This is a genomic window from Nocardia carnea NBRC 14403, from assembly GCF_000308515.1.
Classification (GTDB): Bacteria; Actinomycetota; Actinomycetes; order Mycobacteriales; family Mycobacteriaceae; genus Nocardia; species Nocardia carnea.
Genome location: NZ_BAFV01000069.1, coordinates 1 through 24,476 on the forward strand (window position 1 = coordinate 1; position 24,476 = coordinate 24,476).

Here is a 24,476-nt window from a genome sequence, read left to right on the forward strand (position 1 = left end):
TGCTGTCGCGGTCATCGTGGCCGGGGCAGCAACGGCGACTACCACGACCCGGCTGCTGACCGGCGAACCGGAGCCGCAGCGGTGACCGCGCCGGAGCCGGACCCGGTGTCGGAACTCAGGAAAAAGCTCAATGAACTGGTCGACGAGGCCACCCAGGACGGTCTGAGCCGTGCGCAACTGGCGAAGAAGGCCACGGTTTCTGCGCCGGTTTTGTCCAAGGCACTCAGAGACAACTACGAGCTGTCCTCATGGGACGGCGTGGGAAAATTCCTCGTACAGGCATGCCTGCAGCTCACTCAACCATCCGATCCGGCTGCAGCGCAGCTTGAGTGGGAGCATCTATGGCGAGCCGCCCGCGCCGCCCAGCAAAACCACACCCAGGTGACCCAGCCTCAAAACTCCACAGAATTTACGGTACGGCAGCAGGACAATAGCGGCGCAGCGGTGAATATCGACACGATCGCGCTGAGACAGCCCGATCCGGTGACCACCGGGTCTGCCGGTCGGCACGGTGGCAGCTGGGCCCGATCCGGGCTCCCCGGCCGGGTACGTCGCGCGTCGCTGAAGACGAAAGTGTCTGCGTCGGTCGGTGTCGTCGTTGTCGTGGCCGCCGCGATCACCGGTGGTATCGGCCTCACAGACCGATCGAACTCAGCTGCCGCCGCCGATACCGCCGCCGGCGCCGAGCAGGCGCCGAGCAGGCCGCTGCCGATACCGGCGGCCCGGTCACAGACAAACCCGCGAACATCAGCCTCACCGTGGAGGACGGCGCCACCTACTATTTGGGCAACGGTGCCTGTACCGAGGGGAGCCCGGACACACGAAATTCAGCGGTGAGGCTGTTCCCGCTCAAGGATGTCGGTAACGGCAGTTGCACATCCCTGCTGCGCTGGACACTGCGGCGGCAGTCTACAGGCGGGACCTACTACTACATCATCCCGGACAGCTTCCAAGGCCACTATCTGACCGCCGACCCTGACGCGCCGGCAGCAGTCACGGCCCGGTCCCAGCACCGGATGGGTCCGACGCCTACGACTCGCTATCGCTGCAACCGTGCAACCCCACCAACGCCAGCCAAGACTGGACCATCACCGCGGTCAAGTGGAAAACCGACAAATAGAGTCGACGCCGTCCGGGCCGGAGTCCGGCGTCCGGCATTTCCGGACACCGGCCGATAGTGGCATGCCCTCTTCTCGAGATCGGCACGAGGGGGCCAAACGCCCCGAATCCTGCGGTAAACCCTCTACCGCAGGATAATTCGCGGAGTCGGCACCACCCGCCGGAAACATTTGCCCAGGTCGGCACAAGAGCTACCGCAGATAATCATCAGTTACCTGCGGTAGCTCCTTAGCGCCGGATCCCGGCCGGCCACACGACTACCCCCGTCAGCCCAAGGTGACGGTGATGGCGCTGCCGACGACGGTGGCGGTGACGCCGAGCAGGTGCTCGGTGATCATCGCGGCGATCGGCTGGATGTGGCGGTCTTTACGGGCGACGACTGCGAGGGTGCGGGCGTCGATGACGTGAGTGGAAGCGAGGTCGTTCACCGTCGTTGCCCTGAGCGTGTCCTGCGGGAATGTGGGGGCGGGCAATGCGCACACCGCATCCTGCACCCGCCGGATCACGCTGATCGCACGCGTCGGAGTCTCGACCGGGTGGTGGCCGGGAGGCGGCAGGATTGCGGTGGTCATCGCGTTCTCCTCGAATTCTCCGGTACGGACGGTTATGTGAGTCGCCGCCTGGCCCGGCCGAGCGGGCTGTGGATGACGGGCGTCATAGCCGGGATGGCTTGGCTGGCGGGCCTCGCAGGGTTAGTTTATACAATAGGGGATTGTAAAAACTAGGAGGTGGGTCACATGCCCGACACGGACCTGACACAAACGGGACCGGCGGAATTGGATGTGCGGGAGTTGCGCAAGCCGGACAAGCATCCGGCGATCTTCGCGCGGTTCGACGCCCTGGCTGCCGGGGAGTCGTTCGTGCTGGTGAACAATCACTACCCGCGGCATCTGCGCGACGAGTTCGATGTGGAGCATCCCGGCGGGTACGGCTGGGAGGTCGTCGAGAACGGGCCGCGTGTGTGGCGGGTGCGGATCGGGAAGCTGGCCTCGACCTCGCCGCCGCGGATATTGACCGATACCACCATGTTCGAGCCTGGACATCCGGATACGACAGGGGCGGTGTGGACGTTGCCGGTGCGCCGCCGCGATCTGGATGCCAACATCATTCGCATTGCTCCGCACGGGCGCATCGAGGCGCACACCGGCCCGGATCTGGATGTGCTGATCCACGTTCTCGACGGCGCGGGCACCCTTACCACCGAGCTCGGCGAGCTCGAGTTGGCGGCGGGTGCGCTGGTATGGCTGCCGCGCCGGTCCCGGCGCGCGTTCACCGCGGGACCGCATGGTCTGCGGTATCTGACCGTGCATCAACGCCGCCAGGCTCTGGTGCTGGACCCGATCGGCTGAGCCGGATCGGCGAGGCTGCGCCGGACCCGCTGTTATGGCACCACGGTGACCGGGCAGCGGGTCCGGCGCAGCAGCCGGGCGGCGGTGGATCCGGTGAGGCGGTGCAGCCGACTGCTCGACCGGCCGACGACGAGGCTGTCGGCGTTGTTTTCCTCGGCCAGCCGCGCCAGTTCGACCGCGGGGTCGCCGCAGCGGACGGTGAACGACCAGGGCAGGGGCAGGTCGTGGAGGATCTCGGTGGCCAGCTCGCGGGTGGCGGTGACCTGCTCGGTGGTGAGGTCGGTGGTGAGGTCGGCGCCCATCGGCGCCAGGCTGGTCAGGTAGGCGCTGGTGGCGAGCGTGCTAATGTAGGCAACCAGCACGGTGGCATGCATGCGGCGTGCGGCGCCGGCGGCATGGGCGAGCGCATGCGGGGACGCCTCGGAGGTGTCGATGCCGACGACGATCAGCGGAGCGCGGGCCCGGCCGCGGTGATCGCGGCGGTGTGTGGTCTGCTCGATCACCGCGTCGTGCTGGTCGCGGGATCGGCGCGGGTGTTCGGGGCGGGATTCAGCCGGTGTGGTCATGGTCGTGTCCGGCCAGCGTGTGCAGGGCGATGGTGGAGTGCGCGAACGCGCCACCGGCACGCATCTCGGCGGCCACCCAGATCGCTTCCATGATCTCGGCGTCGCCGGCACCGGCACGGTGCGCGAGCTTCGTGTGGCCGGCGATGCAGTACGGGCATTGGGTGACGTGCGCGACCGCGACGGCGATGAGCTGCTTGGTTTTTTGCGGCAGTGCCCCGTCGGCGAACACCTGCCGGCTGAATTCGTCGAACGCCTGATGGATGTCGGGGGCCAATTCGCGGCGCCGCGCGCCGATGTCCTGGGTCGCGGCGGGATAAACGGGGTCGCTCATCTGCTGTTTCTCCTCTGCTGTGTCGCTGGATTGTTCTTTTTGTCGATTCCTCCCGGGTGGGTGAAGGTGAACCGTGGTGCGGCCGCCGCCCTGGGGACGGCTGGTGTGTCGTTCCCGCTGGACCGGCTGCGGTCGGGGGAGTTGTTCACGACACGCTGTGGGCCAGTAGCAGGGTGGCGCCGACGAGCAGTGCGGCGATTTTCAGGATTTCCAGCACCACGTACTCGTAGTGGCCGCGCGAGCGGGGCGCGTCGTGGCCGGCGAGCACGGCATTGCTGCGGCGGGTCAGCCGCGGCCGGACCACCGTGAGCTGCACGAGCAGCGCCGCAATAGCCACGATCAGCGCGGTCATGGTGCCCGTGGCGGGCGGGTCGATGACGAGGGCGACGATAATCGCTGCCGCGAAAACGATTTCGATGCCGTTGAGGGCGCGGAACACCAGTCGTCCGATTCCGAGCCCGATCGGCACGGTGACGCCGGGCGCCCGGAATTTCAGCGGCGCCTCCAGGAACGAGATCGCCAGCACCATGCCGAGCCAGCAGAAACCGACTGCGGTGACAACGGCCCCGGCGGTGGTCATGCCGCGGATCCGGTCGGTGTCTGCGCGGGTGTGGCGGTGCTGGTGGTGGTGAGGTGGGCCAGGCACAGGTCGGGGGTGACGAACGGGTCGAGCCGTTGCACGGCGACCGGTGCAGCCCGGCCTTCGAGCACCCCCTGCATCAAGCCCAGATGGATCGGGCACACCACGCTCGCACGAGTTTCGGCCAGGTCCAGGAACGGGCAGTGCTGCAACCGGATCTTCGGCTGATCGTCGTCGGTGTCGGGTTCGGGATCGAAGCCGACCTCGTCGAGCACCCGCACCAGCTCATCCACCGCCTGCTCGGCGGTCGGCGCCGCGGTGTCCATGTCGCGGGCCATCTCGCGGCCCCAGCGTCGCCCGGCCTCGGCGGCGCGGGCCGACGGGTCGGGGTCGGCGGCCAGCTGCGCGGTGAGGATCTCGGCGAGCAGTCGGTAGTTACGTGGCCCGGCCGGGTCCATCCCACGATGAGCGCGAAACATCTGCGGCGGGCGCCCCGGCCCGGTGCGCGGGTGTTCCACCCGCTCGGCTTGCCCGGCCTCGACCAGCGCCTCGAGATGGAAGCGCACCGTATTCGGGTGCAGCCGCAACTGCGTGGCGATATCGACGATGCTCAACGCCTCACGGGAACCGCGCAATGCCGCGAGCACGTCGCCGCGACGCCCACCACCGGCTCCGGTCGGCGTGGCACGGGAGCGCGGCAGTGTGGTGGCGGATGCTTTTTCGCGTGTCATGGCTGGCTACTCCGTGTCGGCAGCGCGGCGACCAGCGGAGTATCGACCCCAACCGGGCCGAGTTTCGCTGCGCCGCCGGGAAATCCGAGCGGTTGGTCGCGTCCGGGCAGGGTTTCGGTGAAGAAGGCGGCGTTGTCGTCGAGATAGGGCTCGAGTTCGGCGGGAAGGTCCTGCTCGTAGTAGATCGCATCCACCGGGCACACCGGTACACACGCTCCGCAGTCCACACACTCGTCGGGGTGGATGTACAACGACCGGCCGCCCTCGTAGATGCAATCGACAGGGCATTCCTCCACACACGCCCGGTCCATCACGTCCACACAGGGCTCGCCGATCACATACGCCATACCTCTATTTATACATCGAAATCTTGTATAAACTAAGCGGCGGGTGACCTACCCCACCGGAGCTCTCGGTGCAGCCCCAAGGGCGCGGCGATCCGGAAGATCGTCACCACCACCGACCCGAAACTGCTCGGCGTCATGTACATCTTCACCGCGATATCGTTCTTCCTGATCGGCGGGTTGATGGCGCTGCTGATGCGCACCGAGCTGGCGCGGCCGGGCCTGCAGTTCCTGTCCAACGAGCAGTACAACCAGTTGTTCACCATGCACGGCACACTCATGCTGCTGTTCTATGCGACCCCGATCGTGTTCGGATTCGCCAATTGCGTGCTGCCGCTGCAGATCGGCGCCCCCGACGTGGCGTTTCCACGGCTGAATGCGCTCAGTTACTGGCTGTATCTGTTCGGCGCGACGATCGCGACCGCGGGATTCGTCACCCCCGGCGGTGCCGCCGATTTCGGGTGGACGGCATACATACCGTTGAGCTCGGCCATCCATTCCCCCGGCGTCGGTGCCGACCTGTGGATCATGGGGGTGGGATTATCCGGCGTGGGCACCATCCTGGGCGCGGTGAACATGGTCACCACCGTGGTGTGCCTGCGGGCACCCGGGATGACGATGTTCCGGATGCCGATCTTCACCTGGAATATTCTGGTGACGAGCTTTCTCGTGTTGCTGGCGTTCCCGATCCTGACCGCCGCCTTGATGGCCCTGGAGGTGGATCGGCACCTCGGCGGGCACATCTACGACCCCGCCACCGGCGGCCCGATCCTCTACCAGCACTTGTTCTGGTTCTTCGGCCATCCAGAGGTCTACATCGTCGCGATCCCGTTTTTCGGGATCATCACCGAGATCTTGCCGGTGTTCAGCCGCAAACCTGTCTTCGGCTACACCGCACTGGTGTTCGCGACCCTCGGTATCGCCGCATTGTCGTCGGCGGTGTGGGCGCACCACATGTTCGCCACCGGCGCGGTGCTGCTGCCGTTCTTCTCCCTGATGTCGTTTCTGATCGCGGTACCGACCGGGGTGAAGTTCTTCAACTGGATCGGCACCATGTGGAAGGGACAATTGACGTTCGAAACACCCATGCTGTGGTCGCTGGGGTTCATCACCACGTTCCTGTTCGGCGGTCTGTCCGGGGTGATCCTGGCCAGCCCACCCCTGGACTGGCATGTGCACGACAGCTACTTCGTCGTCGCGCACTTCCATTACGTGCTGTTCGGCACCATCGTGTTCGCCACCTTCGCCGGCATCTATTTCTGGTTCCCGAAATTCACCGGCCGCTTCCTCGACGAACGCCTCGGCCGCCTGCACTTCTGGACCACCTTCCTCGGCTTTCACGCGACATTCCTGGTGCAGCACTGGCTCGGCGCCGAAGGCATGCCGCGGCGCTACGCCGACTACCTGCCCGCCGACGGTTTCACGATCCTCAATACGGTCTCCACCCTCGGGTCGTTCGTTCTCGGGTTCTCGATGATCACCTTCGTCTGGAACGTGTTCAAAAGCTATCGATACGGTCAAGTCGTCACCGTGGACGACCCGTGGGGGTACGGCAACTCCCTGGAATGGGCGACGACCTGCCCGCCGCCACGGCACAACTTCTACGAACTACCCCGCATCCGTTCGGAGCGGCCCGCGTTCGAATTGCATTACCCACACATGGTGGAGCGGATGCGCGCCGAATCCCACGCCGGCCGGGGTGCCGCCGGCCGCGCCCACGCCACGGTTACCGCGGCCGAGGCAGACGGCACCGATCCATCGAACCCGGCCGATGAGTCCGATGCCGACTAGAGCGCCGGGGCCGGACACTGCAGCACCTACCATCGACTCCCGGCACCGCCGGGCCCTGACCGAGGTCGGCAGTGCGCCCGTCCCCATCCAGGCTATTTGGCGACTGTCAGCAGCACCACGGCATCGTCGATCGCTTCGAGGCTGTGGCGGGCTTGCGGAACTATCAGCAGGTCACCGTGACGGCCATCCCACGAGGCGCCTGCAGTGTGTAGCTGGACCCGGCCGTGCAGCACCAGCACCGTCGCCTCGCCCGGATTCTCGTGCTCACCCAGCGCGGTGCCGGCAGCCAACGCGACCACAGTCTGTCGCAGCCGATGCTCATGCCCGCCATACATCGTGGCCGCCGCCCGCCGCGCGGGCGCCGCGTTCGCCCGCTGCAGCAGTTCTCGTGCCATCGCTTCCACCGAGAACTTCTCCATCACCGCTCCTCGCTTCCCGTCCGGCATCACATCGATCGCTATCTTCCAGCATCACCGCAGGCCGGTCCGGCTTCTCCGGGGTGGCGTCACTCGCCTGCGGCCTGGCCCTCGACCACGTCGAGGCGACACCGAGGTGTCCTGCGCGCTGCGGATCCGAGTCCAGACCCCCGGGCTCCAACCGCCGAACTCGGGGCCATCCACGCCGAGGTCGCCGCCTCGTGCCCAGTGTCGGAACTGGTTTGCCGGCACCGAAATGCTCGGTCGGACGCCGAACTCGACACCTGGTAAACGGCTGCACTCGCCAAACGCATGGAAGGAGATGCTCATGTCCGACCCTTTGACCGCATTGAGCGAGGCCGGGGTGTCGATCTGGCTCGATGATCTCAGCCGCGGGCGGCTGATCGAGGGCAGCTTGGCCCGCCTGGTCGCCGACCGGCATGTGACCGGGGTGACCACCAACCCGGCCATCTTCGCCAAGGCCATCACCGGCAGCGACGCCTATACCGGCCAGATCGGTCGTCTCACGCTGCGCCGGGTCGATGTCGATACAGCGTTACGGGAGTTGACCGCCTACGACGTGCGGTGGGCGTGTGATGTGCTGCGCCCGGTCTTCGACGCCACCGACGGGGTGGACGGGCGGGTGTCGATCGAGGTCGACCCACGGTGGGCGCACGACACCGACCGCACCGTCGCCGAAGCCAAGGCGCTGTGGTGGCTGGTGGATCGGCCCAATCTGCTGGTCAAGATCCCCGCGGCCAAACAAGGACTGCCGGCGATCACCGCCTGCCTTGCCGAGGGAATCGACATCAACGTCACCCTCATGTTCTCTCTGCACCGTTACCGGCAGGTGATCGAGGCATTCCTCGACGGGCTCGAACAAGCTCGCGCGAACGGCCACGACGTCTCCCGAATCCATTCGGTGGCGTCTTTTTTCGTCTCCCGCGTGGATACCGAGGTCGACCACAGGCTCGACACAATCGGCACCGACGCGGCCGCGGCCTTGCATGGGAGCGCGGCGATCGCCAACGCACGACTGGCGTATCAGCTCTACGAGCAGTACCACGAGAGCGAGCGCTGGCAGGCACTGGCCGACGCGGGGGCCCGCCCGCAACGCCCGTTGTGGGCGTCGACCGGGGTGAAAAACCCCCGTTACGACGACACCCGCTACGTCACCGACCTCGTCGCACCCGGGGTGGTGAACACCATGCCCGAGGCCACCCTGCACGCGGTCGCCGACCACGCCCACATCCCGCGTGACAGCATCCACGGCACCTACCCACAGGCGCACCAAACCCTCGAGCAACTGACCGCGCACGGCATCGACTACGACGACGTCGTGGCCACCCTCGAAACCGACGGGGTCGCGAAATTCGACGACGCCTGGGATCAGCTCTCCGGTGAACTGTCGGCCGCCCTCACCGGGTCCAGGCGGTGACCACCATGGCTGCAGTCGGAACAGTCGTGATCGCCGGGGCCGGTCTGGCCGGCGCGAAAACCGCACAAGCATTGCGTGAGGGCGGGTTCCAGGGGGCCGTCGTCCTGGCCGGCAACGAAACCCATCGCCCCTACGAGCGGCCGCCGCTGTCGAAGGACTACCTACAGGGCAAGACTGGCCGCGACAGCATCGACGTGCACGAACCCGACTACTACACCCGCCACGACATCGACCTGCGCCCCGGTAACGCTGTCACCGACATCGACCCACACGCCCACCAGGTCGTGTTCGATGACGGGCACCGGCTGGGCTATGACCGGCTGGTGCTGTGCACCGGCGTCACCCCGCGGCGGCTGCCGCTACCCGGCGCCGACGCCGACGGCGTGCTGTATCTACGCAGCGTCGACGACAGCGACCAGCTGCGCGCCACCTTGGCGACCGCGTCGTCGATCGCGATCGTCGGCGGCGGTTGGATCGGGCTCGAGGTCGCCGCCGCCGCGGTCGCGGCCGGGGTTGCGGTCACCGTCGTCGTCCGCGCACCCGTGCCCCTGACCGGCGTGCTGGGACCGCAGATGGGGCAGGTGTTCGCCGAGCTGCACCGCAGCCACGGCGTCGACCTGCGTACCCGCCGGTCCCCGACCGAAATCCTCACCCACAAAGGCACCGCGGTCGGGCTACGGCTCGACGACGGCACCCAGATCGACGCCGATGCAGTCCTTATTGCTGTCGGCGCTGTCCCCGACACTGCGCTCGCCGCCCGCGCCGGTCTCGCCGTCGACGACGGTGTCCTGGTCGATGCCTCGCTGTGCAGCAGCGATCCCGCCGTCTACGCCGCCGGTGACATCGCTCGTGCCGAGCATCCGCTGCTGGGGCGCCGGGTGCGGGTAGAGCACTGGGCCAACGCCCTGAACCAGCCCGCCACCGTCGCCGACGCTATCCTCGGCCGGCCCGCTTCCTATCAGCGGCTGCCGTACTTCTACACCGACCAGTTCGAGCTGAGTATGGAATACACCGGGTACGTCCCGCCCGGTAGCAGCGATCGGGTCGTTGTACGCGGTGAGGTCGATCGGCTCGAATTCATCGCGTTCTGGGTGCGCGAGGGGCGCGTGCTGGCCGGGATGAACGTCAACACCTGGGACGTCACCGGCCCGATCAACCAACTGATCCGCGACCGCACCCCGCTCGATCTCGACCGGCTCGCCGACCCCGGCGTGCCGCTGGCCGACCTCGCGGCACCCCGGTGAGGATCCCACCAGCCGCGACACCCCCGTCACCCGTCACCGATACGGAGCACTGAAACGCATGCCCGAACAGCTGAGTATCGAGTTGGTCATCGATCACGAATATCGCGTCCGCATCGGCGACGGCGACGACACCGCGGAATCGGAGTTCGTCGTCGATCCCGACGTGCTGACCGAACTGGGCTTCGATCCAGACGACGAGCGGCGCATCGTCGAACACACCGCACGGTTTTTGGCCGATCATCAACCGGTTACCGATTTCCCCGCCTTGGTCTACCTCGACGAAGTCGCCGCCGCCTACCGCGACTACCCCGACGAGTTGCGTCGCAGACTCGGCTGAGTCGATCGAGCCGGCACGGCGGATCGACCGTGGCTGCGGATGGCGCTCGCGCCGTTACCGCTCGGGTGGATGGGCATACAGTGAAATCAGTGGGCCACGTTGTCGGCGCACCGGCCTGATGGCCGGTCGCACCTGATCAGGAGGCGCATCACATGTCCGAATCGCTGCATCCGTTTGCTACCACACCGATCCTCGCGCACCGCCGGGTTCTCGCTACGAGGGTGCGCGCGGCCTTCGGAAACGTCGACCGCGCGGTGTGCGACGACGGTGCATCGGCGCTCCACACGATCGACCGGGCCGATGTGCACATCGGCTCCGGCGCCGGGCCGCAGTGATGAGCGGCAACAGTTTCGGGGCCCGCGACGTGTGGGCGGCCGGGGACCGGGAGTTCACCATCTACCGGCTCGACCGTATCCCGACTGCGCACCGGCTGCCCTACAGCCTCAAAGTGCTGCTGGAAAACCTTGCCCGCCGTGAGGACGGGCACCTGGTCACCGCCGAACAGGTACGTGCCCTCGCCGCGTGGGATCCGGCCGCGGTCGGTACTACCGAGATCGCGTTCACACCGGCGCGGGTATTGATGCAGGACTTCACCGGGGTGCCGTGTGTGGTGGATCTGGTCGCCATGCGAGACGCGATGACCTCACTCGGCGGCGCCCCGGGCCGGATCAACCCGCTGATCCCGACCGAGTTGGTCATCGACCATTCGGTGATCGCCGACGTCTTCGCCCGCCCGGACGCGTCCGCGATCAACGCGGAGTTGGAGTTCACCCGCAATATGGAGCGCTACCAGCTACTGCGGTGGGCGCAGCAGGCTTTCGAGGGCTTCTCCGTGGTACCTCCCGACACCGGGATCTGCCACCAGGTCAACCTCGAATACCTCGCGCGGGTGGTGTTCACCCGTGACGACCCGGGCGGCGGGCCGCCGCTGGCCTATCCGGACACTGTCGTGGGTACCGACTCACATACCCCGATGGTCAACGGACTCGGCGTACTCGGCTGGGGTGTCGGCGGCATCGAAGCCGAGGCCGCGATGCTCGGCCAGCCGATGAGCATGCTGCTCCCACAGGTTCTCGGGATCGAACTGACCGGCGAGTTACCCGAGGGCACCACCGCCACCGATCTGGTGCTCACCGTCGCCGAACTGCTGCGCCGCACCGGCGTGGTCGGCAAGTTCGTCGAGTTCTACGGCCCCGGGGTGGCGAACGTGCCGCTGGCCAACCGCGCCACCATCGGCAATATGAGCCCCGAGTACGGCTCCACCTGCGCGATCTTCCCGATCGACGACGTGACAGTGGACTATCTGCGGCTCACCGGGCGCCCCGAACACCAGATCCGCCTGGTCGAGGCCTACGCCAAGGAGCAGGGGCTGTGGCACGACCCCGGCCACGAACCCGACTACAGCCAGCGGATCGAACTGGACCTGACTACCGTGGAGCCCTCCATCGCCGGACCCAAACGCCCGCAGGACCGCATCGCGCTGGCCGACGCCCCACACGCGGTCGCATCCTTGCTGACCGGACCGCCCGCCGCACCCGCGGCAGTGGGGCTGGACCAGGCATCGGGGGAGTCGTTCCCGGCCAGCGACCCCATCGCCGTCGACCGCGACCGCGCCGTCGACAGGCCGCGGGATCCGAGTGATCGGTGTCGATGCGAGCACACACACCGCTGGCTTTCGGCGCCGCAGTCGGTGACCTTCACCGACGAGACCACCACAACCGTCGACCACGGGCACGTGGTGATCGCCGCGATCACCTCCTGCACCAACACCTCCAATCCGTCGGTCATGATCGGCGCGGCGCTCCTGGCGAAGAAAGCCGTCGAGAAGGGCCTCACCCGCAAACCGTGGGTCAAAACCACGCTCGCGCCGGGTTCGCGGGTGGTCACCGACTATTACACCCGCGCCGGGCTCACGCCCTACCTCGACGAGCTGGGATTCTCACTCGTCGGCTACGGGTGCACCACCTGCATCGGCAACTCCGGCCCGCTGATCCCCGAAGTCGGCACCGCCATCGCCGCGGGTGATCTCACGGTGTGCTCGGTGCTGTCGGGCAACCGCAACTTCGAGGGCCGCATCCACCCGGAGACGAAGATGAATTTCCTCGCCTCGCCACCGCTGGTCGTCGCCTACGCGCTGGCCGGCACGATGCGCATCAACCTGCTGCGCGACCCGCTCGCCACGGCCCCTGACGGCACCGAGGTGTATCTGCGCGACATCTGGCCCACCACCGCCGAAATCGAGGAGATCGTCGCCGCGAACCTGCGCTCGGAAATGTTCACCGGCGGCTACGCCGACGTGTTCACCGGCGACGACCGCTGGCGCGGGCTCGACGTCGCGGCCGGGCAGATCTACACCTGGAACGACGAGTCGACCTACGTGCGGCGCCCACCCTACTTCGAGCACACGACCCGCGAACCACAACCGGTCACCGACATCACCGGCGCCCGGGTACTGGCGATGCTCGGCGACTCGGTGACCACCGACCACATCTCCCCGGCCGGGTCCATCACACGCGACGGCCCCGCCGGAACCTACCTCCAGCAGTGCGGCGTCGTACCGAAAGACTTCAACTCCTACGGCTCGCGCCGCGGCAACCACGAGGTGATGATCCGCGGCACCTTCGCCAACATCCGATTACGCAACCACCTCGCCCCAGGCACCGAAGGCGGGGTGACCCGACACCTACCGGACGGCCGGCAGATGAGCATCTTCGACGCCGCCACCGTCTACGCCGCCGAACAGGTGCCGCTGTTGATCCTCGCCGGGGCCGAATACGGCTCCGGGTCCTCGCGAGACTGGGCAGCCAAGGGCACACTGCTGCTCGGCGTGCGGGCGGTGCTGGCGCGCTCGTTCGAGCGGATCCATCGGTCGAACCTGATCGGTATGGGAGTACTGCCGCTGCAATTCCACGAAGACGAATCGGCGCAATCACTCGGCCTGACCGGTGAGGAAACCTACTCGATCACCGGGCTGACCCAGGCGAACACCACCACCGCCTTTCCACGGCATGTCAACGTCCGCGCCGTCGACGACACCGGGCACCCGACGGAATTCACCGCCACCGTGCGGATCGACACCCCCGCCGAGGCCGCCTACTACCGGCACGGCGGAATCCTGCCCTACGTGCTACGCCAACTACTCACAGACTGAAACACCACGGTCAGCGTGGTTCGCAGGACAGCCACGACACCACAGGAGCCCGGTATGCCACAACACCATGGCCCCGACACTCGACCGATGCCGGGTCCCGATCCCGCCACCGTCGAGTATCCGGCGATCCGAGCCGATCGCGCCGAGACAATCGACGAGGTGCAGGACGCACTGATCCGATGCCGGGCCTGTCCACGCCTGGTCACCTGGCGTGAACACGTCGGCACCGTCAAGCGCAGCGCCTACCGCGACTGGGACTACTGGTCCAAGCCTGTCCCCGGGTTCGGGCCCAGCGATGCGGCGGTTGCCCTCGTCGGCCTCGCCCCGGCGGCACACGGCGGCAACCGCACCGGCCGCATCTTCACCGGCGACCCCGCCGGTGACCTCCTCTACGCCACCCTGCACGCACTCGGCGTCGCCTCCCGGCCCACCGCCACCCACCGCGGCGACGGCCAGAGCCTGTCCGGGGTTCGCATCACCGTCCCCGTGCACTGCGCCCCACCGGACAATCAGCCCACCACCACCGAACGCAACACCTGCCGGCCCTGGCTGACCCGCGAACTCCAACTCCTGCAACCCACCCTGTCCGTGATCGTCGCCCTGGGCGGATTCGCCTGGCGCGCACTACTGCCGATCCTCACCGACATCGGCTGGCACCTGCCCGCACCCCGGCCCACCTTCGGCCACGGCCGACACATTCTCATCGACGACCCGTCCACCCAGCACGGGCTGCACCTCTTCGGCTGCTACCACCCCAGCCAGCGCAACATATCCACCCGCACCCTCACCCCCGCCATGCTCCACGACCTCCTGCAGCGCGCTCTCACCACCGCAACCCTCAACCACTCCAACGGCCGGCTTCGATGCCCGCCAGTTCAGAGGACCGATGACGCAACCGGGTGACAAGTCGATATCGCCGTTCACGCGGCGCGTCTTGGACGTGATCGACCAGATTCCGGCCGGCCGGGTGATGTCCTATGGCGCGATCGGCGACCTGGTCGGCGGTAGCCCCCGACACGTCGGACATGTCATGACCACCTGCGCCGAAGAAACCCACTGGCATCGGGTCGTATACGTCGACGGCACGCCCGCATCCTGCCACGCCGGTCGCGCTCTCGACCTGCTGCGCGCCGAAGCCACCCCGATGCGCGGCAACCGCGTGGATATGGCCCGCGCCCAGTGGAGTGGCCCGCCCGATCACCGCGGCGTCGACGGATAGGTGACTCGTGTGCCGCGGACCGACGCGAAACTCGTCATCGCTGCCGGTGTGAGCGTCGACGCGCCCATGATGTGCTGGACATCGATGCCGCGTACGAGAAGTGCGTCGGCGACCAGCCGGCGATGACACCGCCAGAAGACGGCCTCAGCGCACATGATGACGGTGACATGTTCTGCGGTCAGCGCGATGAGTTCCTCGATCGCCTCCTCGAACGAGCGCGTCTGCATATAGTCGGCGTACCCGCGGAAGGACGCGTTGCGCCACCCCGTGTTGATCGAATCTCGCGCCGGCTTTCGTAGTCCCCCCAGCCCCGGCAGCGGCCGGTACCCGATACCGGCTGCGGCCAGCGATTCCCCGAGCCGGTCGATGTGGAACTGCGGGTTGTGGCGGGACTTGGGCACGGTTCGGATATCTGCTACCAGGCCGATGCCGACATGCTCCAATATCGCGATGAACTCCGCGACGGGACGGGTGGAATGGCCGATGGTGTAGACGAGCGGCATGGCACTCCCTGCGGTGGCGAACTCCTTCCGAACAACGTCTCGGTCGCATCTAAGCAACGCGGAAGCGCCGGTGACCGACCTGTCCCGCGGGCGGTCAGCGGAAGCGGTCCGCGATCACCTCGCGAGGAAGCTTTTCGGGACTCGGGTAGGCGATCAGTACCCGGCCGCCGTCCGGGTCGACACTGTCGATGAAACTGATTTCGTTCGCAGTGTGGGCGTAGGTGCTGGGGTAGTAGGCGCGCAGTCGATGTTCGATTCGGTCCAGTTCTGTTTTGCTGTCGGTAGCCCAGATGAGGTGCACGACGCCCAGGTCACCGATATTGCGCCTGCGAGGCGTTTCACTCACCCGTAGATACAGCTGGAAGCCGGCGGGTGTGAGCAGCAGGGCAGCGTCCGGCTCGTGAATCGAGATAGTGCATTCGAATACGTCGCAGTAGAAACGTATCGAACGATCCAGATCGGATACTTCCACCAAACACGATGCGGCCCGTACGCTGCTCATCTGTTTCCCTTCGGAAGCTTCACCCCCCTTGCACCACGCTACCGGCTGTTGTGGAGCGCACCATTTCGCTTCGATATCAGGGCAGCGATCTCACCGCCCGGAATCCCATGTAGGCGTACCGTCCGGTATGTGGTGAGGGCCCGGATCGGGCGCGGGGACCATCGCCTTGGCGGTCGGCATCCCCACTGAGACTCCGCATGCGAGCAGCGATGAGACCGGGAGTCGATGATGACTCGACGCACTGTGCAGATCCGCAGAATCTATGACGACCCGACCCCGAAGGACGGCACCCGCGTACTGGTGGACCGGCTCTGGCCGCGCGGCGTCAGCAAAACCAGAGCGCACCTGGATGAATGGTGTAAACAGATCGCCCCATCCACCGAGCTACGCACCTGGTACGGCCACGACCCGCAGCTCTTCGACGCCTTCGCCCGCCGCTACCGCGACGAACTGACCCAACCCGGCCGCGCTGAGGCACTGTCACATCTACGCGAACTGGCCGACCACAACGATCTCACGCTGCTCACCGCCACAAAGAACACCGGCATCAGCGAAGCAGCCGTACTTGCCGACCTCATCGCACATCCGAACAAATCCCCTCGACAGTGACCAAACGCCAGCACTACCGGGCCACGGACGCAATGCCGCACTTGTACTCTTGGCCCGCGCCTGCAACAGGGTTCCCCAGCACCGAAGACGCGGCGGTGGACACTTCTTCCGGTCGAAGCGGCCCAGGTCTCCAAAGTCCCCGACACCGGCTCGCGGTGGTGTCCAACTCGATGCGCCGACCGACAGGCGGCAGTCCCCGCGCTCCGACCACGACCTTCTACCGGTCGCGTCTACTGCTGAACAGCGCTGCAGTATCGGTTCGACCTCGGAGCGGCTCATGGTGACGTTGGACCGGTTGGCGAACATCCTGGGTGGCTACGGGGTCCGCCTACGGTTGGGTTCGATGCCCCGATCCACGGAATTGCGCAGCGTGGTGCTACACGGGGGCGATCAGGGCCCCGCGGAGGTGGGCGATGTGCTTCTGGGTGTCGGGGCGCGCTCGGTCGCGGAGGTGGTGGGCTGGGCGGTGTCGGCGCGGGCCGTGGTCGCGCTTGTCCGCGGGGAGGACGAGTTCGCAGACGACCCGCAGACCGAGGAGGTGGCGGTAATGGTGATCGACCCTGCGGTGGCGTGGAGCGAGGTGGCCGCGGTGGTCTATGGACTGGTGCAGGAAGGCCGCGAAACCGAGGCCGGTCGCGGCCCGACCGATTTGTTCGCTCTGGCCGACAGCCTGTCCACCGCGGTCGACGGCGCGGTGGCGATCGAGGACCGCCTGTCTCGCGTGCTGGCCTACTCCCGGCCCCAGCAGCACCTCGACCCCGCACGCGTCGAAACGATCCTGAGCCGGCAGATGCCGCCATGGTTGCATGCGGTCTTTGATGCCCACGGTGTCTTCGCCCATTTAGCGGCCTCGGATGAACCACTGTTCGTTCCCGCGCAGGAAGAACGTGGAATGACCGGGCGGATGGTGGTGGCGGTGCGCGTGGGCGAGCAACTGCTGGGCTCGGTGTGGGTGTCGTGCCCGGCCCCGTTGACCGGGGCCCGGCACCAGGCCCTGGCCGCCGGCGCGCGTACGGTGGCCCTGCACCTGCTGCGGTCGCGGGCCAGCGCGGATCTGGAACGTCAGGTGGAATCCGAACTGGTGATCCGCCTGCTGGAGGGCGCTGCAGACGCGGCGGCGGTGGCCGGCAGGCTGGGGTTGGCGCCGCAAGGTTTGCGGGTGATCGCGCTGCAGGCCGGGATCGCCGATGAGCAACACGCCGCGTTGCTGGTGATCTTCGAACGAGCAACAACCGGATTCGGCTGGTCGCGGTCGAGCCGCAGCGCCTTGGTCGGCGACACCGTCTACACCGTGCTGCCCGCTGATCAGGCGGCGACCGCACGCCGCTGGATATCCGAGCGGCAGGCGGCACTGCCCCCACAGATGACAGTGCTGGCGGGCATCAGCGGCGTCGCCCGAGCCACGGAATTGGCAGCGGCGCGCCGAGAGGCCGACGAATGCCTGGCGCTGTGCGCAGTCCAAGCCCAGTCAGCCGATGCCGAGCCCCTCGCCTATGACGAGTCGTGGGACGAGATCCTGCTACAACGATTGCGCACCGCCGGGTCGTCCGGCCGCACCCCCGTGCGCGGGCCGGTGTCGCAGTTGCGGCGCCACGACCAGGCGAACTCCACCCAGTATGTGGCGACGCTGGGTGCGTGGTTGCAGGCCCAAGGCGACCCGGTAGCGGCGGGTGCGCAGTTGGGCGTGCACGAGAACACCGTACGCAACCGGTTACGCAAAATGGCAGAGGTGACCGATCTCGGCCTGGATGACCCCCGCAGACGACTCGCCACGATGATCGAGCTCGCTGTCACCGGCGACGCCTGACGCCCCGCGCTGTGGGATCCCCAAAATCCCGGCACCGCGATTGTCGGATCAGCGCAACCGATCGCCGCAGCTCGATCCCTATCATGGAGTTGAGCAGAAGTCGCAGGTAGTAGCAGTGAAACTGTGCGCACCGAGCAGACCGACTACCGACCCCAGCCGGCCATTATGCCCCCGAATCCGGGGGACGTGCCCCGATGCGCGACTCCGGCCTGCTGCGTTGATTCGGCACGAAACGCACCACCGAGCACTCGGAAACACCGAGACGGCCCGGTGTGTATCCGGCTTCGGAGCCGATCCGGTCACCAAATGAAGCGGAGTTGAACGCAATGATGAACATGCAGGTGTGTGAGCTCATGCAACGACCAGTCGTCGCCGTGCGGTACAACAATACCGCACGCGAGGCGGCGTTGACCCTCGCCGAATTGGGCTACGCGGCGCTACCCGTTCTCGACCACGACGATCGGCTCGTCGGGGTGGTCACCAGCGGTGACCTCTTGCGGGCCGGCGACCTCAACGACCCCGTCGACGCGGTGATGACCGCCCCCGCGGTCTCGGTCCCCGGCACTGCGGTACTGGTCGAGGTCATGAACAGGCTGGTGACACACGGACTGCGTAGTCTGCCGGTGGTCGATGCCAACGACCGTGTGGCCGGCATGTTCAGCCGCGGCGACGCGCTACGGATCATGCTCACCCCCGACGACGTACTCGCCGGCGAGGCCCAGTACCTCCTCGATCGATACATCGGCGCGCGACGCTGGCATGTCACCGTCGACGAAGGCCACGCCAGTATCTCCGGCCGATTCGCCGATGAATCCGAACGGCGCATCGCCGTCGCCCTGACCCACACAGTGCCCGGCATCCACACCGCGACCATCGCGACCACACCGGCAGCGACCATCGCGATCGCACCGGTCGCTGAGACCACTCCAGCCGCCGCAGCGGTGCACTGACACCACTTCACCCCAACAAATGAATCCGACCTTCCGACGTGAGCAGCACTCCGCCACGCCGGCGGATTCGAGTGCACCCCTGCGAACGTTGACGAACGCCATAGTCCCGTGGACCGCACCTCGAACCACAGTCCAAACCTTCCGCCCCGGAGACCAGATGCCCCTCGCACCCCCCATCTCACAAGCCCGCCTTTCCGACCACTTACCCGCGCTGCGCGCCAAACTCGATCGACAACGCCGCTTCCGGATACAGCAACTGACCGAACTCGATGCCGAAATCGACCATGCAGCCATCCCGACCGACGCGGCTGATCGGGCCAGGCATGAGGTCACCCTCAAGTTGGCCGCAGCCGCACGACAAGCATTGGCCGATATCGACGAAACTCTCACCCTCATCACCAGAGGCCGCTACGGGCGCTGCCGCCGCTGCCACACCGAAATCCCGATTCAGCTACTACAAACCATTCCCACCACACAGTGGTGCCTGAACTGCCGACGGCATCTGCCTGCCTTCAACGGTTCCCGCCCAACACCCGGACAGCTGCCTCGCACACCCTCCCGAACACGGCACCATGACCAGACTGCGGGTCGGGCAACCCTCGCCTGCCGATGACATAACCGTCGATGACCAGATCTCGACGGCACCACCGAACTCGATCCCGGCCACGCACAGGATGAGCACCGCGTCGGCGACGGTCCTCGGCTCGCCAGTCCGCAAAGCACTGCGGCAGTGTGCCGCTGTCGTTTCCGAACAATAGTGCCTTGCTGGGCCGTTGCGATACGGTAGGCATCCGAACTGGACGCCGCCAGCTACTGACATCCGGTGTCGCCCACCACTGACACTGATGTCGTATTACCAGGCCACCCCACTGACATCTTCAAGTCGCCTCTCAGTGAACGTCGACCACCGGTCGCGAGGTAGAGCTTCTGACCGGTCTCTATGCGAGCCTGCCTACAGCCGGCCGGACAGGGTACTGCTACGGATATTCGGGGGATTCGGTGCCGAACGGGGTCGTGGCGGAATGGGCGAGGACTCCGGCGCCGACCAGGGTGGCGCCTTCGTCGAGCCGGGACAGTTCGACCCGGAGCCCGCGCACGAAGTTCAGCCGGGCGTGCCGCTCGACCGCCGCGCGTAACGGCTGCCAGAGTGGTTCGCCGGAGTGGGCGAACCCGCCACCGACGATCACCGTGTCGATATCCAGCAGTCCGGCCGCGGAGCTGATCGCCTGACCGAGTGCGGTACCGGCCCGCTCCAGCGCGGCCAGGGCGATCGGGTCGCCCGCCCGGGCGGCCTGCGCCAGCTCGGCACCGGTCTCGCCGGTCCAGCCGCGTTCCCGCGCCCAGCGCGCCGAAGACATCCCGCTCGCCACGGCTTCCACACAACCCACGCCGCCGCAGGCACAGGGAACCTCCCAGCCGGGTACGACGATATGCCCGATATGCCCCGCATTTCCGGTGCGGCCCAGCGAAACCCGGCCGTCGACGAGGATTCCGCCGCCGATCCCGGACGATACGGTCATCGCCAATGCATTGCGGACCCCGCGCAGCGCGCCCGAATCCCTTTCTGCCAGCGCCAGGCACACGCCATCGATCGCGAAACGTACGGTCGCGCCGGGGAAGAGCGCTTCGACCGCGGCGACGATCCCGAATCCGGAACGCCACTCCGGGATATTGAGCGGACCCGTGATCCCGGCCGGAACATCCACCGGCCCCGCCGATCCGATCCCGACCGCTGTCACGGTGTCACCGCCGGCAACTGCCAGCAGCAGATCGCGGCACACTTCCCACACATCGGCGGCCGGTACCGGCGCCCGCCGGACCGCGTGGACGCGCCCCGTATCGTCGACCGGCCCCGCGGCGAATTTCGTTGCCCCGATATCGAGCGCCAGAACCGCCACTCTGCCTCCCAACCAGCCCGTCCGCACGACGTCGGCCGATTCCGCGCCGTCGGCATATCACGAATTTTCCGTTCCGCCGATTGTCACCCAATCCCCGCCCGGCGGTCGACGGTATGACCGGCGGCAGGCTTCAGGAGTTTCCGTCGACCAGATGCTCGAACGCGCGCAGGTTCTGCAGTGATTCGCCGCGCGATACCCGCCACTTCCACTCCCGGCGAATGGATTCGGCGAAACCGAGTTCGAGCAGCGTGTTGAAGTCGCCGTCCACCGCTTCGAGGATCTGACCGAAGATGCGGTCCAGTTCCTCGGCTGTCACCGAGTGGGTGGCGGCGCGGCCGACCAGGTAGATATCGCCCACCTTGTCCAGTGTGTAGGCCACACCGTAGAGCCGCCGGTTGCGACGCAGCAGGAATTTGTATACGCCTTCGAAGTTCTCGTCGGGTTTACGGCAGACGAACGATTCGAAGCGCACCCCGTGCCCGCCCACGGTGAGCATCACGTTGGTTTTCAGTTTCCGCTCGCCGGGCAGTACCGCGACGAACACATCGTCGGCCGGGCGGGTGTATTCGATCTCCCGGTCGCGCAATGTCTGCTCGACGATCTGCGCGGTCTCGGGCACCTCGCTCATCGGAGCACTCCCGTCCGGCGCCGCCACAGCGCCCGCGATCTGGCCTGGTTCTCGCCGAGGATAGTGGGAGCCCGGCCGGAGCCGGACAATGCGGCGGTATAGCTGGCGAGGAGTTTCTCCGCGGTATGTGCCCAGGAGAAATCCGCGGCATGTGCGACCGCGCGCTCCCCCATCAGGTCCAGCCGGGCCGGATCGTCCAGTAGGTACTCCAGGGCACCGGCCCAATCGGGTATGCGATGCCCCGCCACCAGCAGCCCACTGTGCTCGTGCCGGACCGCGGTGCCCAGGCCCCCGACCGCGGCCGCGAGCACCGGGGTCCCGGCGGCCTGCGCTTCCAGCGCGACCAGACCGAACGATTCGTTGTAACTCGGCACCGCCACCAGATTCGCGGCCCGATACACCAGCACCAGCCGGTCGGCGGGCTGCGGCGGCAGGAAGGTCACATGGTCGCCGATACCGAGCTGGTCCGCGAGTTCGATGAGCGCGTCCGGGCGTGCCAGCCCCGTACCCGACGGCCCGCCGACGATCAGCGCCCGCAATTTGCGCCCCGGCCGCCGCCGGATCGCCTCGGCAACCGCCCGGACCAGCACATCCGGCGCCTTCAACGGCTGGATGCGGCCGACGAACGCAACGATCTCCTCATCGGCGGCCAGGCCGAGTTCGGCGCGCGCGGCCGCGCGGTCGCCGGGGCGATAGCGGGTCAGGTCCGCGCCGGGCGGCACGATATCGATACGTTCGGGCAGGGCACCGTAGAGATCGACCAACTGCCGGGCCTCTCGGGCAGTGTTGGCGGTGAGCCGGTCGGCCTCGGCGATCACCTGCTTCTCCCCGATCTCCCGGGTCACCGGTTCGGGCGAATCCCCGTCGGCCAAGGCGGCGTTCTTCACCGCGGCCAAGGTGTGCGCGGTATGGACCAGCGGTACCCGCCAGCGATCCCGCGCCAGCCAGCCGACCTGACCGGACAGCCAGTAATGCGAATGCACGAGGTCGTAATAGCCGGGGACCTGCCGGGCTTCCTGCCGCAGCACCTCCGCGGTGAACGGACACAGCTGGGTCGGCAGATCGTGTTTGTCCAAACCCTCGAACGGGCCCGCAACCACATTGCGCACCAGCACACCGGGCGCGGCTTCCTGCACCGGTGGCAGGTCGGACGAGGTCGCCCGAGTGAAAATCTCCACCTCGGTTCCCCGCTGGGCCAGCTGCTCGGCGGTCTGCAACACGTAGACGTTCATACCGCCGGCATCGCCGGTACCGGGCTGGGCCAGTGGTGAGGTGTGCACCGTCAGTACGGCGATACGGTTCGGCCGTCGGTCCGGGCGTTCACTCACGATGTCCATATTGCACGGTGCAACACAGCGACCCGGCGGCTCCTTCCCGCGAGGTGAAAGTGATCACAGATACCGGATTTCGCGCCATACACGTGCACCCCGTGTGTACCGGGGCCGCCCGCCGGGCACCTGTACAGCACTCACCCGCGGATCCGCCGCGCGCATCGTTCGCGGCCGAGGCCGCCCGGAGCCGGGGCGCCGCGATCACGCACTGCACTCCTGGACGAAATCGCGGACCTCGGCGACGAACCGGTCCGGGTCCTCGATGAACAGTCCGTGCTGGGCCCCCTCCCAGATCGAGGCCCGGCCCCGCGGCGCGGTGTCGGCGATATAGCGGCCATCGGCGGCCGGTACCACCGGATCGGCCGAACCGTGCAGCACCAGCACCGGGATTTCGAGTCCCCGCAGGGTCTCGGTGTTGTCCACCGAGCGATAGAACAGCGCCTTCCGTACGAACGGCGGGGTCGCCAGGCTCGCCCCGTACAACCGTTGCGCGTCCGCGCCCTTGTCCGCACCGGATCCGGTATTGGCATTGCCGAATGCGGAGAATCCGCGCATCGCCCGTCCCGGACTATCCTCGAATACGCCCGGGATGGCCTGCTGCATCGCCTCGCCGACCTCGGCCCCCGGCACACCCCGGCCGATATTGGCCATGGCCCCGGTGAACACCACGCCCGCGATCGCACCACTGCCGTATTCGGCGAGATAATCGCTGACCACGATCCCGCCGTAGGACCACCCCAGCAGCACCGCACCCGAATCGATCGATTCCGCCGCCAGTACCGCCGCGATATCACCGGCCCAGTTCTTCGGCTCGTCGTAACCCGAATCCGGCGCCCCCGAATATCCGTGCCCGCGCAGATCCACCGCGATCACCCGGAAATCCGCGGCGAACTCGTCGAACACCCGCCCCCAGCAGCGCAGATCCGCCGACCAGCCGTGCACCAGCACCAGCGGTGGCGCATCCGCGGGCCCGTCGGTCCGATAAACGATGCCGGTCCCGTCGATACTGCGCGCTTCCTTGATCACAATAGTATTTTGCGCCGCCTCCGGCAGCGCGTGATCCGGGGCCCCATGGGTCTCGTTCTCCACTCCGCCGCTCCAGAACGAGACGGGCCGCGAACCCTGAAGGTAGGCCGCTGCGGCTTCCGGCTGGAGGGCGGTAATTAGGATCGGGGCATGGGTATGCGCACTGCTGTTGTCACCGGGGCCAGCTCGGGGATCGGGGAAGCCACGGCACGGGAGCTCGCGAAGCAGGGTTACCACGTGTATGTGGGCGCCCGGCGGGTCGACCGGCTGCAGCAGCTGGCCACCGAGATCGGTGGGACCGCGCTCGAGCTCGATGTCACGTCCGACGAATCGGTCGCGGCCTTCACCGAAGCGGTCGACAGCGCGAATATCCTGGTCAACAATGCGGGCGGCGCGAAGGGACTGGCAACAGTTGCGGAGGCCGATCTCGACGACTGGCGCTGGATGTGGGAAACCAATGTGCTGGGCACCCTCCGGATGACCAAGGCCCTGCTGCCGAAACTCATCGCCTCCGGCGACGGCCTGATCGTCACCATCACCTCGGTCGCCGCGTTCCACGCCTACGACAACGGCTCCGGCTACACCTCCGCCAAACACGCCCAGGCC

29 protein-coding genes are annotated in these 24,476 nt (G+C 67.1%); 15 read left to right on the top strand and 14 right to left on the bottom strand.

Annotation, left to right across the window (positions count from 1 at the left end):
* The coding region (locus ON22_RS36845; protein ID WP_218000701.1) for a hypothetical protein at positions 1-837 on the top strand (837 nt) is incomplete at its 5' end.
* A 548-nt stretch (positions 838-1,385) separates the two neighbouring features.
* Here ON22_RS36845 and ON22_RS23845 read toward each other — a convergent pair.
* A complete protein-coding gene (locus tag ON22_RS23845) occupies positions 1,386-1,691 on the bottom strand; it encodes a hypothetical protein (RefSeq protein ID WP_033246299.1) in 306 nt (101 codons plus the stop codon).
* Between the two features lie 165 nt (positions 1,692-1,856).
* Between ON22_RS23845 and ON22_RS23850 the strand changes: the two genes are divergently transcribed.
* Positions 1,857-2,468 (top strand): DUF2249 domain-containing protein, encoded by a 612-nt coding sequence (locus ON22_RS23850; protein ID WP_051158013.1) that lies wholly within the window; start codon positions 1,857-1,859, stop codon positions 2,466-2,468.
* A gap of 32 nt (positions 2,469-2,500) precedes the next feature.
* Here ON22_RS23850 and ON22_RS23855 read toward each other — a convergent pair whose 3' ends face one another.
* The 5 genes from ON22_RS23855 to fdxA all read right to left on the bottom strand — a co-directional run bounded on the left by ON22_RS23855 (position 2,501) and on the right by fdxA (position 5,023).
* Positions 2,501-3,034, bottom strand: a complete 534-nt coding sequence (locus ON22_RS23855) for a universal stress protein (RefSeq protein ID WP_051158014.1) — start codon at positions 3,032-3,034, stop codon at positions 2,501-2,503.
* The gene (locus tag ON22_RS23860; RefSeq protein WP_033246300.1) at positions 3,018-3,365 is read right to left on the bottom strand and encodes a carboxymuconolactone decarboxylase family protein; all 348 of its coding nucleotides are present in this window, start codon (positions 3,363-3,365) and stop codon (positions 3,018-3,020) included. The genes ON22_RS23855 and ON22_RS23860 overlap by 17 nt, the downstream gene beginning before the upstream one ends.
* Before the next feature lie 145 nt (positions 3,366-3,510).
* Positions 3,511-3,945: a hypothetical protein gene (locus ON22_RS23865; RefSeq protein WP_033246301.1), complete on the bottom strand. Its 435-nt coding sequence runs from the start codon at positions 3,943-3,945 to the stop codon at positions 3,511-3,513.
* Positions 3,942-4,676: a helix-turn-helix transcriptional regulator gene (locus ON22_RS23870; RefSeq protein WP_130916239.1), complete on the bottom strand. Its 735-nt coding sequence runs from the start codon at positions 4,674-4,676 to the stop codon at positions 3,942-3,944. The genes ON22_RS23865 and ON22_RS23870 overlap by 4 nt, the downstream gene beginning before the upstream one ends.
* Complete coding sequence (fdxA, locus tag ON22_RS23875) at positions 4,673-5,023, bottom strand: ferredoxin (RefSeq protein ID WP_033246302.1); 351 nt, start codon at positions 5,021-5,023, stop codon at positions 4,673-4,675. The genes ON22_RS23870 and fdxA overlap by 4 nt, the downstream gene beginning before the upstream one ends.
* A 90-nt stretch (positions 5,024-5,113) precedes the next feature.
* Here fdxA and ctaD point away from each other — a divergent pair, with 90 nt between their 5' ends.
* Positions 5,114-6,811: an aa3-type cytochrome oxidase subunit I gene (gene ctaD / locus ON22_RS23880; protein WP_197039726.1), complete on the top strand. Its 1,698-nt coding sequence runs from the start codon at positions 5,114-5,116 to the stop codon at positions 6,809-6,811.
* Positions 6,812-6,903: 92 nt separating this feature from the next.
* Here the strand turns inward: ctaD and ON22_RS23885 are convergent, their stop codons facing one another.
* Positions 6,904-7,230, bottom strand: coding sequence for a cupin domain-containing protein (locus ON22_RS23885; RefSeq protein ID WP_033246303.1), 327 nt, complete (start codon positions 7,228-7,230; stop codon positions 6,904-6,906).
* Positions 7,231-7,549: 319 nt separating this feature from the next.
* Between ON22_RS23885 and tal the strand changes: the two genes are divergently transcribed.
* From tal to ON22_RS23920, 7 genes are all read left to right on the top strand, one after another.
* On the top strand, positions 7,550-8,665 hold the full coding sequence (gene tal, locus ON22_RS23890; RefSeq protein WP_373280889.1) for a transaldolase: 1,116 nt from the start codon (positions 7,550-7,552) through the stop codon (positions 8,663-8,665).
* Between the two features lie 5 nt (positions 8,666-8,670).
* On the top strand, positions 8,671-9,909 hold the full coding sequence (locus ON22_RS23895) for an NAD(P)/FAD-dependent oxidoreductase (protein ID WP_033246623.1): 1,239 nt from the start codon (positions 8,671-8,673) through the stop codon (positions 9,907-9,909).
* A 58-nt stretch (positions 9,910-9,967) separates the two neighbouring features.
* Complete coding sequence (locus ON22_RS23900) at positions 9,968-10,246, top strand: hypothetical protein (RefSeq protein ID WP_033246304.1); 279 nt, start codon at positions 9,968-9,970, stop codon at positions 10,244-10,246.
* 152 nt (positions 10,247-10,398) lie between these two features.
* Positions 10,399-10,581 carry a hypothetical protein gene (locus tag ON22_RS23905; RefSeq protein WP_033246305.1) on the top strand — a complete coding sequence of 61 codons (183 nt, stop codon included), beginning with the start codon at positions 10,399-10,401 and terminating at the stop codon, positions 10,579-10,581.
* A complete protein-coding gene (locus ON22_RS23910) occupies positions 10,581-13,397 on the top strand; it encodes an aconitate hydratase (protein WP_033246306.1) in 2,817 nt (938 codons plus the stop codon). Before ON22_RS23905 ends, ON22_RS23910 begins: the two co-directional genes overlap by 1 nt.
* Positions 13,398-13,484: 87 nt before the next feature.
* Positions 13,485-14,300 (top strand): uracil-DNA glycosylase, encoded by an 816-nt coding sequence (locus tag ON22_RS23915; RefSeq protein WP_063820651.1) that lies wholly within the window; start codon positions 13,485-13,487, stop codon positions 14,298-14,300.
* Positions 14,284-14,616 (top strand): MGMT family protein, encoded by a 333-nt coding sequence (locus tag ON22_RS23920; RefSeq protein ID WP_051158015.1) that lies wholly within the window; start codon positions 14,284-14,286, stop codon positions 14,614-14,616. The genes ON22_RS23915 and ON22_RS23920 overlap by 17 nt, the downstream gene beginning before the upstream one ends.
* Here ON22_RS23920 and ON22_RS23925 read toward each other — a convergent pair.
* Both ON22_RS23925 and ON22_RS23930 read right to left on the bottom strand, forming a co-directional pair.
* Positions 14,595-15,119, bottom strand: a complete 525-nt coding sequence (locus ON22_RS23925; RefSeq protein ID WP_033246307.1) for a DUF488 domain-containing protein — start codon at positions 15,117-15,119, stop codon at positions 14,595-14,597. The genes ON22_RS23920 and ON22_RS23925 overlap by 22 nt on opposite strands.
* Before the next feature lie 94 nt (positions 15,120-15,213).
* On the bottom strand, positions 15,214-15,621 hold the full coding sequence (locus tag ON22_RS23930) for a VOC family protein (protein WP_033246308.1): 408 nt from the start codon (positions 15,619-15,621) through the stop codon (positions 15,214-15,216).
* Positions 15,622-15,846: 225 nt separating this feature from the next.
* On the opposite strand from ON22_RS23930, the gene ON22_RS23935 reads away from it, so the two are divergent.
* The 3 genes from ON22_RS23935 to ON22_RS23945 all read left to right on the top strand — a co-directional run bounded on the left by ON22_RS23935 (position 15,847) and on the right by ON22_RS23945 (position 18,987).
* A complete protein-coding gene (locus tag ON22_RS23935; protein WP_033246309.1) occupies positions 15,847-16,230 on the top strand; it encodes a DUF488 domain-containing protein in 384 nt (127 codons plus the stop codon).
* A gap of 277 nt (positions 16,231-16,507) precedes the next feature.
* On the top strand, positions 16,508-18,037 hold the full coding sequence (locus ON22_RS23940) for a PucR family transcriptional regulator (RefSeq protein WP_033246310.1): 1,530 nt from the start codon (positions 16,508-16,510) through the stop codon (positions 18,035-18,037).
* A gap of 353 nt (positions 18,038-18,390) precedes the next feature.
* Positions 18,391-18,987 (top strand): CBS domain-containing protein, encoded by a 597-nt coding sequence (locus tag ON22_RS23945; protein WP_228801099.1) that lies wholly within the window; start codon positions 18,391-18,393, stop codon positions 18,985-18,987.
* 202 nt (positions 18,988-19,189) lie between these two features.
* Here the strand turns inward: ON22_RS23945 and ON22_RS23950 are convergent, their stop codons facing one another.
* Positions 19,190-19,420: a hypothetical protein gene (locus tag ON22_RS23950; protein ID WP_033246311.1), complete on the bottom strand. Its 231-nt coding sequence runs from the start codon at positions 19,418-19,420 to the stop codon at positions 19,190-19,192.
* Here ON22_RS23950 and ON22_RS38615 point away from each other — a divergent pair.
* The gene (locus ON22_RS38615; RefSeq protein WP_373280890.1) at positions 19,352-19,600 is read left to right on the top strand and encodes a TraR/DksA C4-type zinc finger protein; all 249 of its coding nucleotides are present in this window, start codon (positions 19,352-19,354) and stop codon (positions 19,598-19,600) included. The genes ON22_RS23950 and ON22_RS38615 overlap by 69 nt on opposite strands.
* A 364-nt stretch (positions 19,601-19,964) precedes the next feature.
* On the opposite strand, the gene ON22_RS23955 is transcribed toward ON22_RS38615, so the two are convergent.
* From ON22_RS23955 to ON22_RS23970, 4 genes are all read right to left on the bottom strand, one after another.
* Positions 19,965-20,885: an ROK family protein gene (locus ON22_RS23955; RefSeq protein ID WP_051158016.1), complete on the bottom strand. Its 921-nt coding sequence runs from the start codon at positions 20,883-20,885 to the stop codon at positions 19,965-19,967.
* Between the two features lie 130 nt (positions 20,886-21,015).
* Positions 21,016-21,513 (bottom strand): type III secretion system chaperone family protein, encoded by a 498-nt coding sequence (locus tag ON22_RS23960; protein WP_174375627.1) that lies wholly within the window; start codon positions 21,511-21,513, stop codon positions 21,016-21,018.
* Positions 21,510-22,850 carry a D-inositol-3-phosphate glycosyltransferase gene (mshA, locus tag ON22_RS23965; protein ID WP_033246312.1) on the bottom strand — a complete coding sequence of 447 codons (1,341 nt, stop codon included), beginning with the start codon at positions 22,848-22,850 and terminating at the stop codon, positions 21,510-21,512. The genes ON22_RS23960 and mshA overlap by 4 nt, the downstream gene beginning before the upstream one ends.
* 195 nt (positions 22,851-23,045) lie before the next feature.
* Positions 23,046-23,873, bottom strand: coding sequence for an alpha/beta fold hydrolase (locus ON22_RS23970; protein WP_033246629.1), 828 nt, complete (start codon positions 23,871-23,873; stop codon positions 23,046-23,048).
* Positions 23,874-24,020: 147 nt separating this feature from the next.
* Here ON22_RS23970 and ON22_RS23975 point away from each other — a divergent pair.
* The coding region (locus ON22_RS23975) for an SDR family oxidoreductase (RefSeq protein WP_043740566.1) at positions 24,021-24,476 on the top strand (456 nt) is incomplete at its 3' end.

What these genes read in the sequence shown, in the direction of transcription:
- tal (WP_373280889.1), top strand. Translation starts at nt 7,550, where the DNA reads ATGCTCATGTCCGACCCTTTGACCGCATTGAGCGAGGCCGGGGTGTCG.
- ON22_RS23845 (WP_033246299.1), bottom strand. Translation starts at nt 1,691, where the DNA reads ATGACCACCGCAATCCTGCCGCCTCCCGGCCACCACCCGGTCGAGACT.
- ON22_RS23960 (WP_174375627.1), bottom strand. Translation starts at nt 21,513, where the DNA reads ATGAGCGAGGTGCCCGAGACCGCGCAGATCGTCGAGCAGACATTGCGC.
- ON22_RS23870 (WP_130916239.1), bottom strand. Translation starts at nt 4,676, where the DNA reads ATGACACGCGAAAAAGCATCCGCCACCACACTGCCGCGCTCCCGTGCC.
- ON22_RS23885 (WP_033246303.1), bottom strand. Translation starts at nt 7,230, where the DNA reads ATGGAGAAGTTCTCGGTGGAAGCGATGGCACGAGAACTGCTGCAGCGG.
- ON22_RS23865 (WP_033246301.1), bottom strand. Translation starts at nt 3,945, where the DNA reads ATGACCACCGCCGGGGCCGTTGTCACCGCAGTCGGTTTCTGCTGGCTC.
- ON22_RS23940 (WP_033246310.1), top strand. Translation starts at nt 16,508, where the DNA reads ATGGTGACGTTGGACCGGTTGGCGAACATCCTGGGTGGCTACGGGGTC.
- ON22_RS23915 (WP_063820651.1), top strand. Translation starts at nt 13,485, where the DNA reads ATGCCGGGTCCCGATCCCGCCACCGTCGAGTATCCGGCGATCCGAGCC.
- ON22_RS23920 (WP_051158015.1), top strand. Translation starts at nt 14,284, where the DNA reads ATGACGCAACCGGGTGACAAGTCGATATCGCCGTTCACGCGGCGCGTC.
- ON22_RS23910 (WP_033246306.1), top strand. Translation starts at nt 10,581, where the DNA reads ATGAGCGGCAACAGTTTCGGGGCCCGCGACGTGTGGGCGGCCGGGGAC.
- ON22_RS23945 (WP_228801099.1), top strand. Translation starts at nt 18,391, where the DNA reads ATGCAACGACCAGTCGTCGCCGTGCGGTACAACAATACCGCACGCGAG.
- ON22_RS23935 (WP_033246309.1), top strand. Translation starts at nt 15,847, where the DNA reads ATGATGACTCGACGCACTGTGCAGATCCGCAGAATCTATGACGACCCG.
- fdxA (WP_033246302.1), bottom strand. Translation starts at nt 5,023, where the DNA reads ATGGCGTATGTGATCGGCGAGCCCTGTGTGGACGTGATGGACCGGGCG.
- ON22_RS23855 (WP_051158014.1), bottom strand. Translation starts at nt 3,034, where the DNA reads ATGACCACACCGGCTGAATCCCGCCCCGAACACCCGCGCCGATCCCGC.
- ON22_RS23900 (WP_033246304.1), top strand. Translation starts at nt 9,968, where the DNA reads ATGCCCGAACAGCTGAGTATCGAGTTGGTCATCGATCACGAATATCGC.
- ON22_RS23925 (WP_033246307.1), bottom strand. Translation starts at nt 15,119, where the DNA reads ATGCCGCTCGTCTACACCATCGGCCATTCCACCCGTCCCGTCGCGGAG.
- mshA (WP_033246312.1), bottom strand. Translation starts at nt 22,850, where the DNA reads ATGGACATCGTGAGTGAACGCCCGGACCGACGGCCGAACCGTATCGCC.
- ON22_RS23905 (WP_033246305.1), top strand. Translation starts at nt 10,399, where the DNA reads ATGTCCGAATCGCTGCATCCGTTTGCTACCACACCGATCCTCGCGCAC.
- ON22_RS23850 (WP_051158013.1), top strand. Translation starts at nt 1,857, where the DNA reads ATGCCCGACACGGACCTGACACAAACGGGACCGGCGGAATTGGATGTG.
- ON22_RS23860 (WP_033246300.1), bottom strand. Translation starts at nt 3,365, where the DNA reads ATGAGCGACCCCGTTTATCCCGCCGCGACCCAGGACATCGGCGCGCGG.
- ON22_RS23895 (WP_033246623.1), top strand. Translation starts at nt 8,671, where the DNA reads ATGGCTGCAGTCGGAACAGTCGTGATCGCCGGGGCCGGTCTGGCCGGC.
- ON22_RS23930 (WP_033246308.1), bottom strand. Translation starts at nt 15,621, where the DNA reads ATGAGCAGCGTACGGGCCGCATCGTGTTTGGTGGAAGTATCCGATCTG.